Annotated in this window: 14 protein-coding genes; 4 read left to right on the top strand and 10 right to left on the bottom strand. The window is 64.0% G+C overall.

The features are described from left to right. Positions 1-24: 24 nt before the first annotated feature. The gene (locus EOA19_RS16540) at positions 25-1,428 is read left to right on the top strand and encodes an MATE family efflux transporter (RefSeq protein ID WP_023810711.1); all 1,404 of its coding nucleotides are present in this window, start codon (positions 25-27) and stop codon (positions 1,426-1,428) included. An 86-nt stretch (positions 1,429-1,514) separates the two neighbouring features. Here the strand turns inward: EOA19_RS16540 and EOA19_RS16535 are convergent, their stop codons facing one another. The 10 genes from EOA19_RS16535 to EOA19_RS16490 form a co-directional block, all read right to left on the bottom strand. Beyond that, positions 1,515-2,096, bottom strand: a complete 582-nt coding sequence (locus tag EOA19_RS16535) for a cupin domain-containing protein (protein ID WP_023810712.1) — start codon at positions 2,094-2,096, stop codon at positions 1,515-1,517. A gap of 1 nt (position 2,097) precedes the next feature. Continuing rightward, positions 2,098-3,354, bottom strand: a complete 1,257-nt coding sequence (locus tag EOA19_RS16530) for a cysteine desulfurase-like protein (protein ID WP_128304220.1) — start codon at positions 3,352-3,354, stop codon at positions 2,098-2,100. Positions 3,355-3,425: 71 nt separating this feature from the next. Next, the gene (locus EOA19_RS16525) at positions 3,426-4,190 is read right to left on the bottom strand and encodes a cyclase family protein (protein WP_245486191.1); all 765 of its coding nucleotides are present in this window, start codon (positions 4,188-4,190) and stop codon (positions 3,426-3,428) included. After that, complete coding sequence (locus tag EOA19_RS16520) at positions 4,187-5,365, bottom strand: ABC transporter substrate-binding protein (protein WP_023810715.1); 1,179 nt, start codon at positions 5,363-5,365, stop codon at positions 4,187-4,189. Before EOA19_RS16520 ends, EOA19_RS16525 begins: the two co-directional genes overlap by 4 nt. Then, entirely contained in the window at positions 5,362-6,411 is a 1,050-nt protein-coding gene (locus tag EOA19_RS16515; protein WP_023810716.1) for a branched-chain amino acid ABC transporter permease, read from the bottom strand. The genes EOA19_RS16520 and EOA19_RS16515 overlap by 4 nt, the downstream gene beginning before the upstream one ends. Further along, positions 6,408-7,310: a branched-chain amino acid ABC transporter permease gene (locus EOA19_RS16510; protein ID WP_128304218.1), complete on the bottom strand. Its 903-nt coding sequence runs from the start codon at positions 7,308-7,310 to the stop codon at positions 6,408-6,410. The genes EOA19_RS16515 and EOA19_RS16510 overlap by 4 nt, the downstream gene beginning before the upstream one ends. Then, entirely contained in the window at positions 7,307-8,038 is a 732-nt protein-coding gene (locus tag EOA19_RS16505; protein WP_128304217.1) for an ABC transporter ATP-binding protein, read from the bottom strand. Before EOA19_RS16505 ends, EOA19_RS16510 begins: the two co-directional genes overlap by 4 nt. After that, positions 8,025-8,783, bottom strand: coding sequence for an ABC transporter ATP-binding protein (locus EOA19_RS16500; protein ID WP_245486190.1), 759 nt, complete (start codon positions 8,781-8,783; stop codon positions 8,025-8,027). Before EOA19_RS16500 ends, EOA19_RS16505 begins: the two co-directional genes overlap by 14 nt. A 333-nt stretch (positions 8,784-9,116) precedes the next feature. Then, positions 9,117-9,575 carry a nuclear transport factor 2 family protein gene (locus EOA19_RS16495; RefSeq protein WP_128304215.1) on the bottom strand — a complete coding sequence of 153 codons (459 nt, stop codon included), beginning with the start codon at positions 9,573-9,575 and terminating at the stop codon, positions 9,117-9,119. Between the two features lie 84 nt (positions 9,576-9,659). Further along, a complete protein-coding gene (locus EOA19_RS16490; RefSeq protein WP_023810720.1) occupies positions 9,660-10,019 on the bottom strand; it encodes a hypothetical protein in 360 nt (119 codons plus the stop codon). 80 nt (positions 10,020-10,099) lie between these two features. Between EOA19_RS16490 and EOA19_RS16485 the strand changes: the two genes are divergently transcribed. The 3 genes from EOA19_RS16485 to EOA19_RS16475 all read left to right on the top strand — a co-directional run bounded on the left by EOA19_RS16485 (position 10,100) and on the right by EOA19_RS16475 (position 12,910). Further along, positions 10,100-10,678, top strand: a complete 579-nt coding sequence (locus EOA19_RS16485) for a TetR/AcrR family transcriptional regulator (protein ID WP_127297537.1) — start codon at positions 10,100-10,102, stop codon at positions 10,676-10,678. 44 nt (positions 10,679-10,722) lie between these two features. Beyond that, positions 10,723-11,988, top strand: a complete 1,266-nt coding sequence (fabF, locus tag EOA19_RS16480; protein ID WP_128304214.1) for a beta-ketoacyl-ACP synthase II — start codon at positions 10,723-10,725, stop codon at positions 11,986-11,988. A 106-nt stretch (positions 11,989-12,094) separates the two neighbouring features. After that, positions 12,095-12,910, top strand: a complete 816-nt coding sequence (locus EOA19_RS16475) for an oxidoreductase (RefSeq protein ID WP_128304236.1) — start codon at positions 12,095-12,097, stop codon at positions 12,908-12,910. Positions 12,911-12,935: the final 25 nt, after the last annotated feature.

Genomic DNA, 12,935 nt, shown 5'->3' with positions numbered 1-12,935 from the left:
GCCGTAGGTGGAAAGAGCGGAACAATGTCTGCGATCGAAGCCGGCGCTCGCGCGCCGGAAAATCTTTGGCGTCAGGAAATCAGGGCGACGCTGGCGCTCGCCTGGCCGATGGTGCTGACCAATCTCGGCCAGACCGCGATGACGGCCACCGACGTCATGATGATGGGTCGTCTGGGCCCGGATACGCTGGCCAGCGGCGCGCTTGGCGCCAACCTTTATTTCATGCCGCTGATCTTCGGCCTCGGCCTGATGCTGGCGACCTCGCCGATGATCGCTACCGAGCTCGGCCGCCGCCGCTATTCGGTGCGCGACCTGCGCCGCACCGTGCGCCAGGGCCTGTGGCTGGCGATCCTGATCTCGATCCCGATCTGGCTCGTGCTTTGGCACGGCGAGGGCATTCTATTGGCCATGGGCCAGGACCCGGTTCTGGCCCATCAGGCCGGCATCTATCTGCGCTGGCTCGAATGGGCGGTGCTGCCCTTCTACTTCTATATCGTGCTGCGCTCGTTCATCTCGGCGCTGGAACGGCCGGGCTGGGCGCTGGTCATCGTCTTCGTCGCCGTCGCCTGCAACGTCTTCTTCAACTGGGTGTTCATGTTCGGCAATCTCGGCGTGCCGGCAATGGGCATTGCCGGGTCGGGCCTTGCCACCTCGCTGTCCTCAGCGCTGATGTTCATCGGCATGGCTGCCGTGGTGATGCTGGAGAAGAAGTTCCGCCGCTACCGTCTGTTCGGCCGTTTCTGGCGCGCCGACTGGCCGCGCTTCAAGGGCCTGTTGCGGCTCGGCCTGCCGATTGCCGGCATCCTCGCCTTCGAGGTGACGATCTTCAATGCGGCGGCCCTGCTGATGGGCCTGATCGACGCGGATTCCCTGGCCGCGCACGCGATCGCCATCCAGATCGCCTCGATCTCCTTCATGGTGCCGCTCGGCCTCAACCAGGCGGTGACGGTGCGCGTCGGCCTTGCGCACGGCGCCGGCAATCCGGAAGGCGTCTCGCGCGCCGGCTGGACCGCCTTTGTCATCGGCGTCTCGTTCATGGCGCTGATGGGGCTGGTGATGATCCTGTGGCCGCATCCGCTGATCAGCGCCTTCATCGATCTGGGCAATCCGGCCAATGCCAGGGTGATCGAACTTGCCGTGTCGTTCCTGGTCTTCGCGGCGCTGTTCCAGGTCTTCGACGGCGCCCAGGCGGTGGCCGCCGGCATGCTGCGCGGCCTGCATGACACCAAGGTGCCGATGATCTATGCCGCGATCGGCTATTGGGGCGTCGGCCTGCCGCTCGGCGTGCTGCTCGCCTTCCATTTCGGCCTGCATGGCGTCGGCATCTGGATCGGCCTGTCGACGGGGCTGGCCGTGGTGGCCGCGCTGCTGCTGGCGCGCTGGCTGCGGCGCGACCGGTTGGCGCCGCCGCTCGCGTTCGGGCATTGAAACAGAACGGCCGATGGCCCGGCGGCTGTTGTCCTGTGGGCGTTGGCTCATTGAACAACGCCTTCACAACTCCGCGATAGAGGCGGTCAGAATGTCGGCGGCGTGTTGACCCAGAGGATACGGACCGTGGTCGAACCGATATTGCGGTAGCCGTGGCCGAGTTCGGAGTTGAAATAAAACGCGTCGCCTGCCTCGAGCGCCACCACGTTCGTCTCGACCAGCAACTCGACGGAACCTTCGAGCACGTAGCCGAATTCCTGTCCCTTGTGGCTGATCAACTCGAGGCTGCCGCCGCCGGCCTCGATCACGTGGACATTGATCTGCAGCAGATATTCCGGACCGGATGGCACCAATTGCTCGAGCACGACATGGTTGCCCGAGCGCCGATGTCCCGTCTCCATGTGCGGACGCTCGTTTTGCCGCAACACGAACACTTCCGAGGCATTGTGCTGCAGCGTGCCGAACATAGCGTTCATGTTGATGCCCAGCGCCTGCACCAGCCGGTGCAGAGCCGCCATCGAGGGCGTCGCGCGGTCGTTTTCGATCTTCGAGAGATAACCCTCTGTCAGCCCGATGCGGGCGCCGAGCTCTTCCAGGCTGAGGCCAAGCACCTGTCTGGCATGGCGCAGCTTGACGCCGATCCTCGGGGTTCCGTTTCTGTCGCGCATGTCAGGTCCGCGTCTTCATCCAGTCCGCCAGCTTCGCCAACAGAAAATCGACTTCCGCCTCGGTGTTATAATGGGCCAGCCCGATGCGGACGACGCCGTTGCGGTCCGCAAGCCCCAGCCGCTTGATTGGCTCCAAACCGTAATTGTGGCCATGCCAGAGATAGATGCCTTCCTTTGCCATCGCCTTGGCGATATCGGCGGGATCGGTTCCGTCAACGGTGATCGACACGGTAGGCACCCGGCGCGCCAGCGCCGCCACATCGGTTATACCCTGGACCAAGACGCCATCAATTCTGGACAATCCGGCAATCAGCCGTGCTGTCAGGACACGCTCATAACGGTCGGCGACTTCAATGCCGGCGACGATGCGCTCGCGCCGCGTCGCCTGCGGGTGGACGTTGCCGAAGGACTGTCCGAGCCAGGCATAGTGCTCGACGGCGCCAAGCACCCCGGCAAGCGACTCGCGGCTTGTCGTCCCCGTCTCGAATTTTCCAGGTGGCGTGTTCGAAGCCGCGCGCACCTTGTAGGCGGTCAGCGCCTGCAGCAGATCGAACCGGCCCCACAACACCCCGTGATGCGGTCCGAAAAATTTGTAGGCCGAGCAAACCAGGAAATCACAGCCAATCTCCTGGACGTCGATCACTCCATGCGGCGCGAACTGCACCGCGTCGATATAGCTCAGCGCCCCGACCGCGCGTGCGCGCTGCGCGATCCGCTTCACGTCGTTGATCGTGCCGGTAACGTTGCTGGCATAGCCGACGGCGACCAGCTTGACCTCCTCGTCGATAGTGGCCTCCAGCGTCGACAGGTCGAGTTCGAACGTTTTTGGATCGAGGTCGATCCAGCGTACCTCAAGCCCGCGATCCTCCGCCAGCATCAGCCAGGGTGCGACGTTGGCGTCATGATCCATGCGCGTCAACACGATGGCGTCGCCGGCGTTCAGATCGCGGCCGATGGCGCGCGAGACGGCGAAAGTCAGCGTCGTCATGTTCTGGCCGAACACCACCTCACGCCGGTCCGCGGCATTGAAGAAATCGGCCATCGCCTGATGCGCGTCGTCGACCATCGCCTGGGCCGCGAGTGAGGTTTCGAAATAGCCACCAAGATTGGCGTTGGTCTCGATCATGGCACGCGTCATGCGCTCGATCGAACGGCTCGCCATCTGGGTTCCCGCGGGATTGTCGAAGAAAATCCGCTTCTTCGGCTCGGCACCTCTCGCCATCGCCGGAAAAGCATCGCGGACTGTGTCTATATCCATGTCTGAATTCCGTGTGTCTGGTGATCGTTGTGTGGCGGCCCCTAGACGCCGCCAGCTGCGGTTTCACGCGTTCAGCCGTCCGCTTCATGGATGGCGACAGCGCGAGCCGGGAAGCCGGATCCGGCCTTTGGCTTTGGCCAGCTTGCCATTATCAACGCGCCGGCGTCAGGCACCTTGTCGAGATTGGCCAGGAGCTCGATCTGCCAGCAGTCGCGGGACAGCACATAGTATTCCAGGCTTGCGTCACCCGCGGAAGTGGCGCGGCCGGGATCGGTGTCCATGCCCTCGTGCCCGATGGCAGCGACACCGCGGCGTTCCAAAAGTTCCTCCAGCACCGGCTTCGACCAGCCCGGCGCATGCGAGATACCGTCGGCCGACTTGTTCTGAAACGCCACGGGGTCTGGCCAGCGCGGCCACCACCCGGTGCGAAGCGCGACAAAACACTTTTCCGGGATACGGCCGTTCCGTGTCTCCCAGGCGGAAATGTCGTCGAGCGTCGGCGTCGCGTCGGGATCGGCGGCGACCCTGTCGCTGATGTCGAGGATGACCAACGGCAGAAGCATCTCCGCCACCGACAGTTGGTCGATCGAGCGGCCGCCGTCGATGAAGTGCACCGGCGGATCGACATGGGTGCCCCACTGTCCGACGAAGGCGTAGTGGTGGACCTGGAAGGCGTCGCCCTTCGAAAAATCGAGCAACGCACGGCGCTCCTCGTCCGGGAAGGCCGGGAAGTGCGGCTGGCCCGGATGAAACGCATGCGTCAGGTCGGTGAAGGTCGCGGCGGAGAGCCGCGACCTGTAGATGTCCCAAAGGGAACCCGGAGTGGACAAGATCACGGCTCCGCGACGAAGGTCGGTGCCGCTTCACTTGCAAGGACAAGCTTGCCGTCCTTGACACCGATGACCGAGACCGATTTGTCCGGCACCGAAATGCCCGGGCGGTAGGTGATCGTTCCGGTCACGCCGTCGAGCCCGGACGTAGCGGCCAGCGCGTCACGGATCTTGGCCGGATCCGGCGCACCGGCACGCTTGATCGCGTCGGTCATCAGCTTGACCGAATCGTAGCCGAGCGCAGCGAACGCGTTCTCCGGGGCATTGCCGGCCGACTTGGTGTAGGCGTCGATGAAGGCCTGCACCTTCGGGGTGGCGCCCTCACCGATATAGGCATGGGTGGTGAAGTAGGTGTCCTTGGCCGCGTCGCCGCCGACCTGGATCAGCAAGGGCGTGTCGTAACCGTCGCCGCCGACCACCGGCAGGTTGATGCCGGCCTGGCGCATCTGCTTCAAGATCAGGCCGATTTCCTCGGCATTCGACGAGGCATAGACGAAGTCGGGCTGCGGTGACAGCGCCTTCAGTTTGGCGATCTGCGCGGTAAAGGTCTTGTCGCCGATCTTGTAGGTGTCGCGCTCCAAGATCTTGCCCCCGCCATGCTCGTAGGCGGTGACGAAGTAGTCCGACAGCAGCGTTGTGTATTCGGTGCCGATGTCGGTCAGCAGGTAGGCGGTCTTGCCGTTCAGCTTGTTCAGCGCAAATTCCGCGCCAACCGCAGCCTGAACGTTGTCGCCGAAGGCGGCGAGGAAGATCTCGTTGCCGAGCTGGCTCGGCAATTTCGGCGAGGTCGCGCCGGGCGTGATGAACGGGATCTGCGCCTTCTGGACCTGCGGTCCGATGGCCAGCACCGAATCGGAATCGGCGAAGCCGATGATGCCGACGACCTTGTCGCTGTCGATCAACTGGCTGGCGACGGTCGAGATCGTCGTCGAATCGCTCTTGGAGTCGTAGATCACCAGTTCTATCTGTTGGCCGAGCACGCCGCCGGCGGCGTTGATTTCGCTTGCCGCCAGCTTGGCGCCATTCAGCATCGGACCGTCGAGCGAGGCCTGAATGCCGGTCAGGTTTGCCGGATAGCCGATCTTGATCGTGTCGGCAGCAAGTGCCGTGCTGGCCGAGGCAAGCGCGAAGAATGCGCCCAGTCCTAGGCCGATGGTGTCGCGTCGAGTGAGTTTGATCATCGTTTTCGTTCCTCTGTCTGGTTCACCGTTGCCGATCTTTGGGTTAATCCGAACGTAAGTTCCCGGTCCCCCATGATCCCCTTCGGCCGGAAGATCATGACTAGAATGAAGATGAAGCCAAGCACGATCTGGCTGGCGCCAAACAGGGCCGGCACCGCGAAATCGCCGATCGTGAAGCCGCGTTCGACCGAGCGCAGGACCTCCGACAACAGCGAAACGCAGATGACGCCAACCACCGCGCCGGTCAGGGAGCCCATGCCGCCTAGCACCAGCATTGTGATCAGGCTCATGGTCAGCGCGAAGTAGAAGGTGTTCGGCGAAAACGAGCCGAGATAATGTGCGTAGAGCGACCCGCCGACGCCTGAGAAGAACGCGCCGATGACGAAGGCGATCAGTCTGGTCCGCAACACGCCGATGCCGACAGCGCTGGCCGCGATTGTGTCGTCGCGCACCGCCTTCATGGCGCGCCCGAAAGGCGAATAGACCAGGCGCGCCAGAACGAACACCGTGATGGCGAGCCAACCCATCACCCAGGGCAACGTCGTCTCCAGCGGCACACCGGTGAAAGTGCGGGCGCCTCGGGTGAAATCCGACGCATTGATCAGCACCACGTTGACGATAATCAAGAATCCCATCGTCGCCACCGAAACGAAATAGCCCGACAGGCGCATCAAGGGATAACCGACGACCACGGCAAGCAGCGCCGTCAGAAGACCTGCCACCAGCGTCGCCGGCAGGAAGGGGAGGCTGAAAGCATGCAGAAACGCCGGCAGATGCGGCAGCAGTGCCATCTTCTGCTGTACGGGAATCGACAGTATTCCCGATATATACGCGCCGGCGCCGATGAAGCCGACATGACCGAGCGAAAACACGCCCGTAAAACCGTTGCTCAGCGACAGCGCCAGCACCAGGATTGCATTCAGCGCGATCAGCAGGATAATCCGGACGAAATAGTCGCTCAGCACGTGCGGCGCACCGAAAGCGACAGCTGCTCCCGCCACCAGGGCGACGAGGACGAGGAGTGTGATCCGCGCTTCCCGGCTCACAGCTTTATCTCCCGGTTTGGCTGGAGCAGCCCGCCCGGGCGCACCAGGAGAAAGGCGATCAGCACGGCAAAGACGATTGCGTCGCGATAGGACGAGACGCTGCTCGGCAGGAATGCGACGATGAAGATCTCCAGCGCGCCCAATATGTAGCCGCCCACCAGGGCGCCCGCGATCGACCCGAAGCCGCCGATGATCGCCGCCACGAAAGCCTTCAGGAGCGGCGTGAAGCCCATCTGCGGCTGCACCACGCCGGCCTGTGCCGCCCACAAAATGCCGGCAAGGCCGGCATAGGCGGATGCGACGATGAAGGCGACGATGATCAGCCGGTTGACGTTGAGTCCGACAAGGTGAGCCGCCGACATGTCCTCGGCTGCGGCGCGCATGCCGAGCCCGGTCGTGGTGCGCGTGATGAACCAGCCGAGGAGCAGCAGCGACACGAAGGTCAGCGCGATGGTCAGGAGATTGATGCTGGTGAAGGTGATGGCGCCGTTCGACATTTCCCAGGAGGTGTTGAGAATATCGGGGAGTGGAAAATTGCGCGGCGAGGAGGTGAACACCAGGATTCCGACGTTCTCGATGATGTAGGTGACGGCGAGGCTGGTGAGCAGTCGCGCAACGTCGGGCGCGTCGCGGATCGGACGATAGGCGATGCGTTCGATGAGGAAGCCCGCGACGGCCGCCGCGGCGATGCCGCAGATCACGGCGACAGGGAACGGAACGCCGATCCCCGCCAGCAGAGCTACCCCGAATGCGCCTACCATCATTACGTCGCCATGCGCGAAATTGGTGAGCTTGAGGACGCCGAAGACGATCGACAGGCCGACCGCCACCAGCGCGTAGAGGCTGCCGAGGCTCACCGCGTTGACGATCTGCTGCAGGATATAGTCCAGCTGGGTCATGTTGCCGCCCCGAGATATGCCTGCGCCACGCGTTCGCTGTCGCGCAGTTCCGCGGACCGGCCCGACAGCGCCACCTGACCCGTGCGCAGCACATAGGCACGGTCGGCGAGGTCCAGCGCGAGCGTGATGTTCTGTTCCACCAGCAGCATCGTCATGCCCTGGCGCTTCAGTTCGGCAAGCGCGCTGAAGATGTGGCGCACCAGCAGCGGCGCAACGCCGAGCGAAGGCTCGTCGAGCAGCAGCAGGCGCGGCGCCGCCATCAGCGCGCGCGCCAGAGCAAGCTGCTGCTGTTCGCCGCCCGACAGCGTGCCGGCCAGTTGCTTCAGCCGCTGCTTGAGAATCGGGAACAGCATGAACATGCGCTCGCTATCTCTGACGACGGCCTCCTTGTCGGTGCGGGTGCAGGCGCCGAGCCGCAGATTGTCGGCCACCGTCAGGCCGCCGAACAGGCGCCTGCCCTCCGGGCTCTGCGCGATGCCCAGAGTTACGATACGCGACGGAGCGATACCTCCGATCGGCTTGCCATCGAAGATGATCTTGCCGCCGCGCGGCCGCGACAGGCCGGAAATGGTGCGCAAGGTCGTGCTCTTGCCGGCGCCGTTGGCCCCCACCAACGCCACCACCTCGCCGGTATGGACGTCGAGCGAAATGCCCTTCAACGCACGCACCGCGCCGAAATTGACCTCGAGGTTCTCGACGCTGAGCAGAACGGGGCTAGGCGTGGCCAAGATACGCCTCCCGCACTTTCGGGTGTTCGCGTACCTGCTCCGGTGTTCCGACGCAGATCACCTCGCCGGTCGCCAGCACCTGGATGCGTTCGCACAGCGCCATGATCAGGTCCATGTCGTGCTCGACAACGACCACCGTTACGCCGTAGCGGTCACGGATCGTCCGAATCAGCGCCGCCAGCACCTTGGTCTCGTTGGAATCAAGCCCGGCTGCGGGCTCATCGAGCAGCAGCAGCTGCGGGCTGGTCGCCAACGCACGCGCAATCTCCAGCCGCCGCTGATCGCCGTAGGGAAGATCCGCGGCGACCCTGCCGGCCTGATCTGTCAGGCCCATGAGGTCGAGGAGTTCGTCGGCCTGCTGCCGCGTCGCGGCCACCCGCTCGCGATAGCGCCGACCGCGCAGCACGGTATCGGCGGGCCCGACAGGATGGCGCAGCTGCGCCGCCGTCAGCACGTTCTGTGCGACACTGAGGCTGCCGAATAGGCGAGAACCCTGGAAGGTGCGGGCGATGCCCATCGCGACGATCTGCGATGTGCGCAGGCCGACGATCGAACGGCCCTCCATCTCGATGCTACCGGAATTCGGCTGGGAGAAGCCGGTGATCAGGTTGAAAAGCGTGCTCTTGCCCGAGCCATTCGGCCCGATTACCCCAACGATTTCACCTTCGTGCAGCTCGATGGAATGATCCCGCAGGGCAACCAGCCCTCGAAAGGCTTTTGTCAGCCCAACCGTCTTCAACAGCACTCGACTCGACTGTCTATCCACGCGCCGGTTTGCCCCTGTCCGCCCTCGCCGCCCCGTTCGGCCCGGTCAAGCATCAAATGGACAATTCGAACGGCAAGATGTCAAGGCCTATTCCTAGCAGGAAAGCTATATGCCTGCCTCGGCTCGACCGTTGCCGCGACAGCACCGGCATCGATGCAGCGCTGCGCTCCCGCACTGGGTTTCCTGGCTTGCAGTCCAGCGCCGGCGCTCGCTTCCCGACCCTCCGCGCATACTGCGCAGGCGGAAGGCACGCGACGAAAAAGATCAGCGCGACCGGCCCTTAAACCTTGCCGTCCTCGGACCGCGCTTCAGCTAGCTTGTTATCTGTTCGGCGACAGCTTCTTCGAGGCCGGCTGCGGCCTGGGCGGCGAGACCGCGCGCCGCCGCCTGTGAATCGTAAAACTCCTCGAGCGCATGAACCCTGCCCCACCGTAGCGTGAACACGTGGAGACCATGGTTGACGTAGGACGTATCGCCGTTGAGCAGGGTTGCGGTGCCATCCCACTGGGCAAACACGGTGGTATGCCACGGCCAGCCCTTCACCCAGACGTGGTTGACCGTGAGATGGAGAGTGGGCAGAACACGGCCGAGGCGCTCGAACCACCGGCGCAGGGCTTGCTTGTCGTGGCGCTCCCCACCAAGCGCGTGGGCGCCACCAACCCGGTGATGGACATGCGGCGCGATGGCCTTCACCGCCGCGTCCCAGCGATGGTTGTTGACGTCGTCGAAGCTCTGCCGGATCGATTTCTCGACAAAATAGCTGTAAAGCATGTGACCTCTCCAGGCTCATTGGGATGGCGTGATCGGACGCGAGAGCCCCGGCCAGCATCGCGCGGCCGCGGCCTGCGCGCCAGGTCAGGGCGTTGTCGCATCGGCTCGCAGGGATGTGCCGGTCCCGGTCGAGACCGTCACTTCCTTACCGGACCTTGAGAACGCGTAGAGCGAGCCCGGGTGGCCCGGTATGGAAAACGCCACGGCGTCACTGTTGGCGAGGCCCATGACGAACCGCAGCGGATCACCCCCGGTCTTCGGTGCGAAAGTGGCGGTGACCTCAAGCAGGTCGCCGCGCGGAACGTAGTAGGCCACCATGTCCAGGTGTCCCTGGTGCAGGCTGCCACCTTCGATCGGGCGTCCGATGGTGGCTTCCTCGGCGAGAGCCGGGGTTGCAAGAAACAGCGCCGCCAGGAGCGAGGCGCTCAGGGTTTTGCGGATCATCTCATTTGTCCTTTTTTAGATTGCGTTCACCCTCTATATAGGGTATAGATTACGAATGCAATCTAAAAAAGGAGATGACGATGCGTGTGAGTCGCACTCAGGCCGCGGAAAACCGCGAGACCGTGATCAATGTGGCAAGCCGGCTTTTTCGGGAGCGCGGCTTTGACGGCATCGGCCTCAAGGATCTGATGAAGGGTGCCGGGCTGACCCAGGGTGCCTTTTACAAGCAATTCGAGTCGAAGGACGATCTGGCGGCGCTGGCGTCCAGGCGGGCGATGGAAAGCGCCACCCACAAATGGTCGGCCGCGACCGCAGCACATCCTGGGAACCCGCTCGACGGGGTGATCTCATTCTACCTCAGCATGGACCATCGCAGGGAAAAGATGGACGGCTGCCCGGTCGTTGCGCTCGGTTCGGATGCAGCCAGGCAGGGTGCCGAGGTGAAGGCGTCATTCGAAGACGGCATCAAGGCGTACCTTGAGATGCTCGGCGGTTGGGTTGGCGAGGGCGACAGCGAAAAGAGCGGAAAAAAGGCAATGGCCGTTCTCTCGACGATGGTCGGCGCGGTCGTGCTCTCGCGGGTCGTCAACGATCCCGACCTTGCGCGGGCTTTTCTGGATGCGGCGGCCGATCAGGTTCGCGAAGCAGTCGCCACTTGAACGGCGCGAGCAGCGCCGCCGGCACACCAAGGACAGGAGAGCAGATGCAACGGATTGTCGTCACGGGCATGGGAGCGGTCACGCCCCTGGCCGCCAATGTCGAAGCGTCCTGGTCACGCCTGCTTGCCGGCCGGTCCGGCGTTCGCAGGCTTCCGGACGATGTGGTGGGAGAGCTGCCGGTTAAGATTGGCGGCGTGGTTCCCTCCCTGGGCGAAGATCCGGAGGCTGGTTTCGATGCCGATGCCGTCCTGTCCGCGAAGGATCAGCGCAAGGTGGACCGGTTCATTCTGTTTGCGTTGGCGGCGGCGGAAGAGGCGCTTGCGCAGGCGCAATGGAAGCCTGCCCTGGAAACGGAGCGCCTGCGCACGGCCACGATCATCGCTTCAGGAGTCGGCGGGTTCCCCGCCATCACCGAGGCGGTGCGCACGGTGGACCTGCGTGGCGCCCGCCGCCTGTCTCCCTTTACGGTGCCGTCCTTCCTGGTGAACCTCGCGGCGGGCCACATCTCGATCCGTCATGGTTTCAAAGGTCCACTCGGCGCACCGGTGACGGCATGCGCGGCGGGCATCCAGGCGATCGGCGACGCCGCCCGCCTGATCCGCGCCAACGAAGCCGACATCGCCGTGTGCGGCGGAACGGAAGCGTGCATCAACACCGTCAGTCTCGGCGGGTTCGCCGCGGCTCGCTCTCTTTCAACCGGCTTTAATTGGGCGCCGGCTCAAGCCTCGCGCCCTTTCGACACATCGCGGGACGGCTTCGTCATGGGCGAAGGGGCCGGCGTGCTGGTCATCGAGGCGTTGGACCACGCGTTGGCGCGCGGCGCAAAGCCGCTGGCTGAGTTCGTCGGCTACGGCACGACCGCGGATGCCCACCACGTCACCTCCGGGCCGGAGGACGGCGACGGCGCGCGCCGGGCCATGCAGATCGCGATTGCCCAGGCAGGGATTTCGCCACGCGAGGTTCGTCATCTCAATGCGCATGCGACCTCCACGTCAGTCGGCGACCTGGGTGAGATCGAAGCGATCAAGAGCGTGTTCGGGCGCGATTTCGCGATAGCTGTCAGTGCGACGAAATCGGCGACCGGACATTTGCTCGGAGCGGCCGGCGGGCTTGGTGCGATCTTCGCAATCCTGGCGCTCAGGGATCAGGTCGCTCCGCCAACCCTCAACCTGGGCGAGGCCGATCCGGCCGGCGACGGAATCGACTTCGTCGCAAACGCGCCCCGGCCGATGGAGATGGAGTACGCGATCTCCAATGGCTTCGGCTTTGGCGGCGTGAATGCCAGCGCCCTGTTCAGACGCTGGAACTAACCTGTGGCCAGACGCGAGCGCCAGACGCAGTCATGACCAACGCCCTTTGCCCCGGCCCCTCATGCTTTTCCCAATCCAATCCAACGCAAAGAAGGATATGATTTCCATGAACAAGACCAATCCTGGCGTCGCCCTGGTGACAGGGGCATCTTCCGGCATCGGGCGCGCTACCGCCGACGCCTTGCTGGGCGCCGGCTTTCGCGTCTTCGGAACCAGCCGTCGCACGGCCTCCCAGCAATCCGCCGGCGTGACCATGCTGACCTGCGACGTGACCGACGACGCGTCCGTTGCGACAATGGTCGATGACGTTCTGGCCAAGGCCGGACGCATCGACCTGCTTGTCAACAATGCCGGTATGGGCCTGTTTGGCGGCGCGGAGGAGTCCTCGACCGCCCAGGCCAAGGCGCTGTTCGACGTGAACGTCTTCGGCGTCTTGCGCGTGACCAACGCGGTGCTGCCGGCAATGCGAAGCCAAGGGAAGGGCAGAATCGTGAATTTGAGTTCGGTGCAGGGGTTCATCCCCGCTCCCTATTTCGCGCTTTACTCAGCGACCAAACATGCCATCGAGGGGTATTCCGAGTCGCTCGATCACGAATTGCGCCCGTTCGGCATCCGCGTTTCGCTGGTGGAGCCCGCCTATACCCGAACGGCATTCGAGGACAATCTTGCCGCCCCCGACCGGTCGCTCGAAATCTACGACTCCGCGCGCGCCGGGATGACTGTATCCGTGCGGAAATCGATGGAGAAAGGCGATGCGCCCGAAGTGGTCGCCAACACCGTTTTGGCCGCGGCGACAGATCCCGCGCCGAAGAAGCGCTATGCGGCGGGAAAAATGGCGCGCCAGGTCAGTTTCCTGCGCCGTTTCGTCCCCGCGTCCGCATTCGACAAGAGCCTGCGCAAGCAGCTTGGGCTGCCGGCCTGAAATCGAGCGCTAACCGCAAGGACAT

The organism is Mesorhizobium sp. M7A.F.Ca.US.010.02.1.1, assembly GCF_004023085.1.
Taxonomy (GTDB): domain Bacteria; phylum Pseudomonadota; class Alphaproteobacteria; order Rhizobiales; family Rhizobiaceae; genus Mesorhizobium.
Note: the sequence above shows the minus strand (reverse complement) of the source record. Positions and strands in the feature narration are given on the sequence as shown.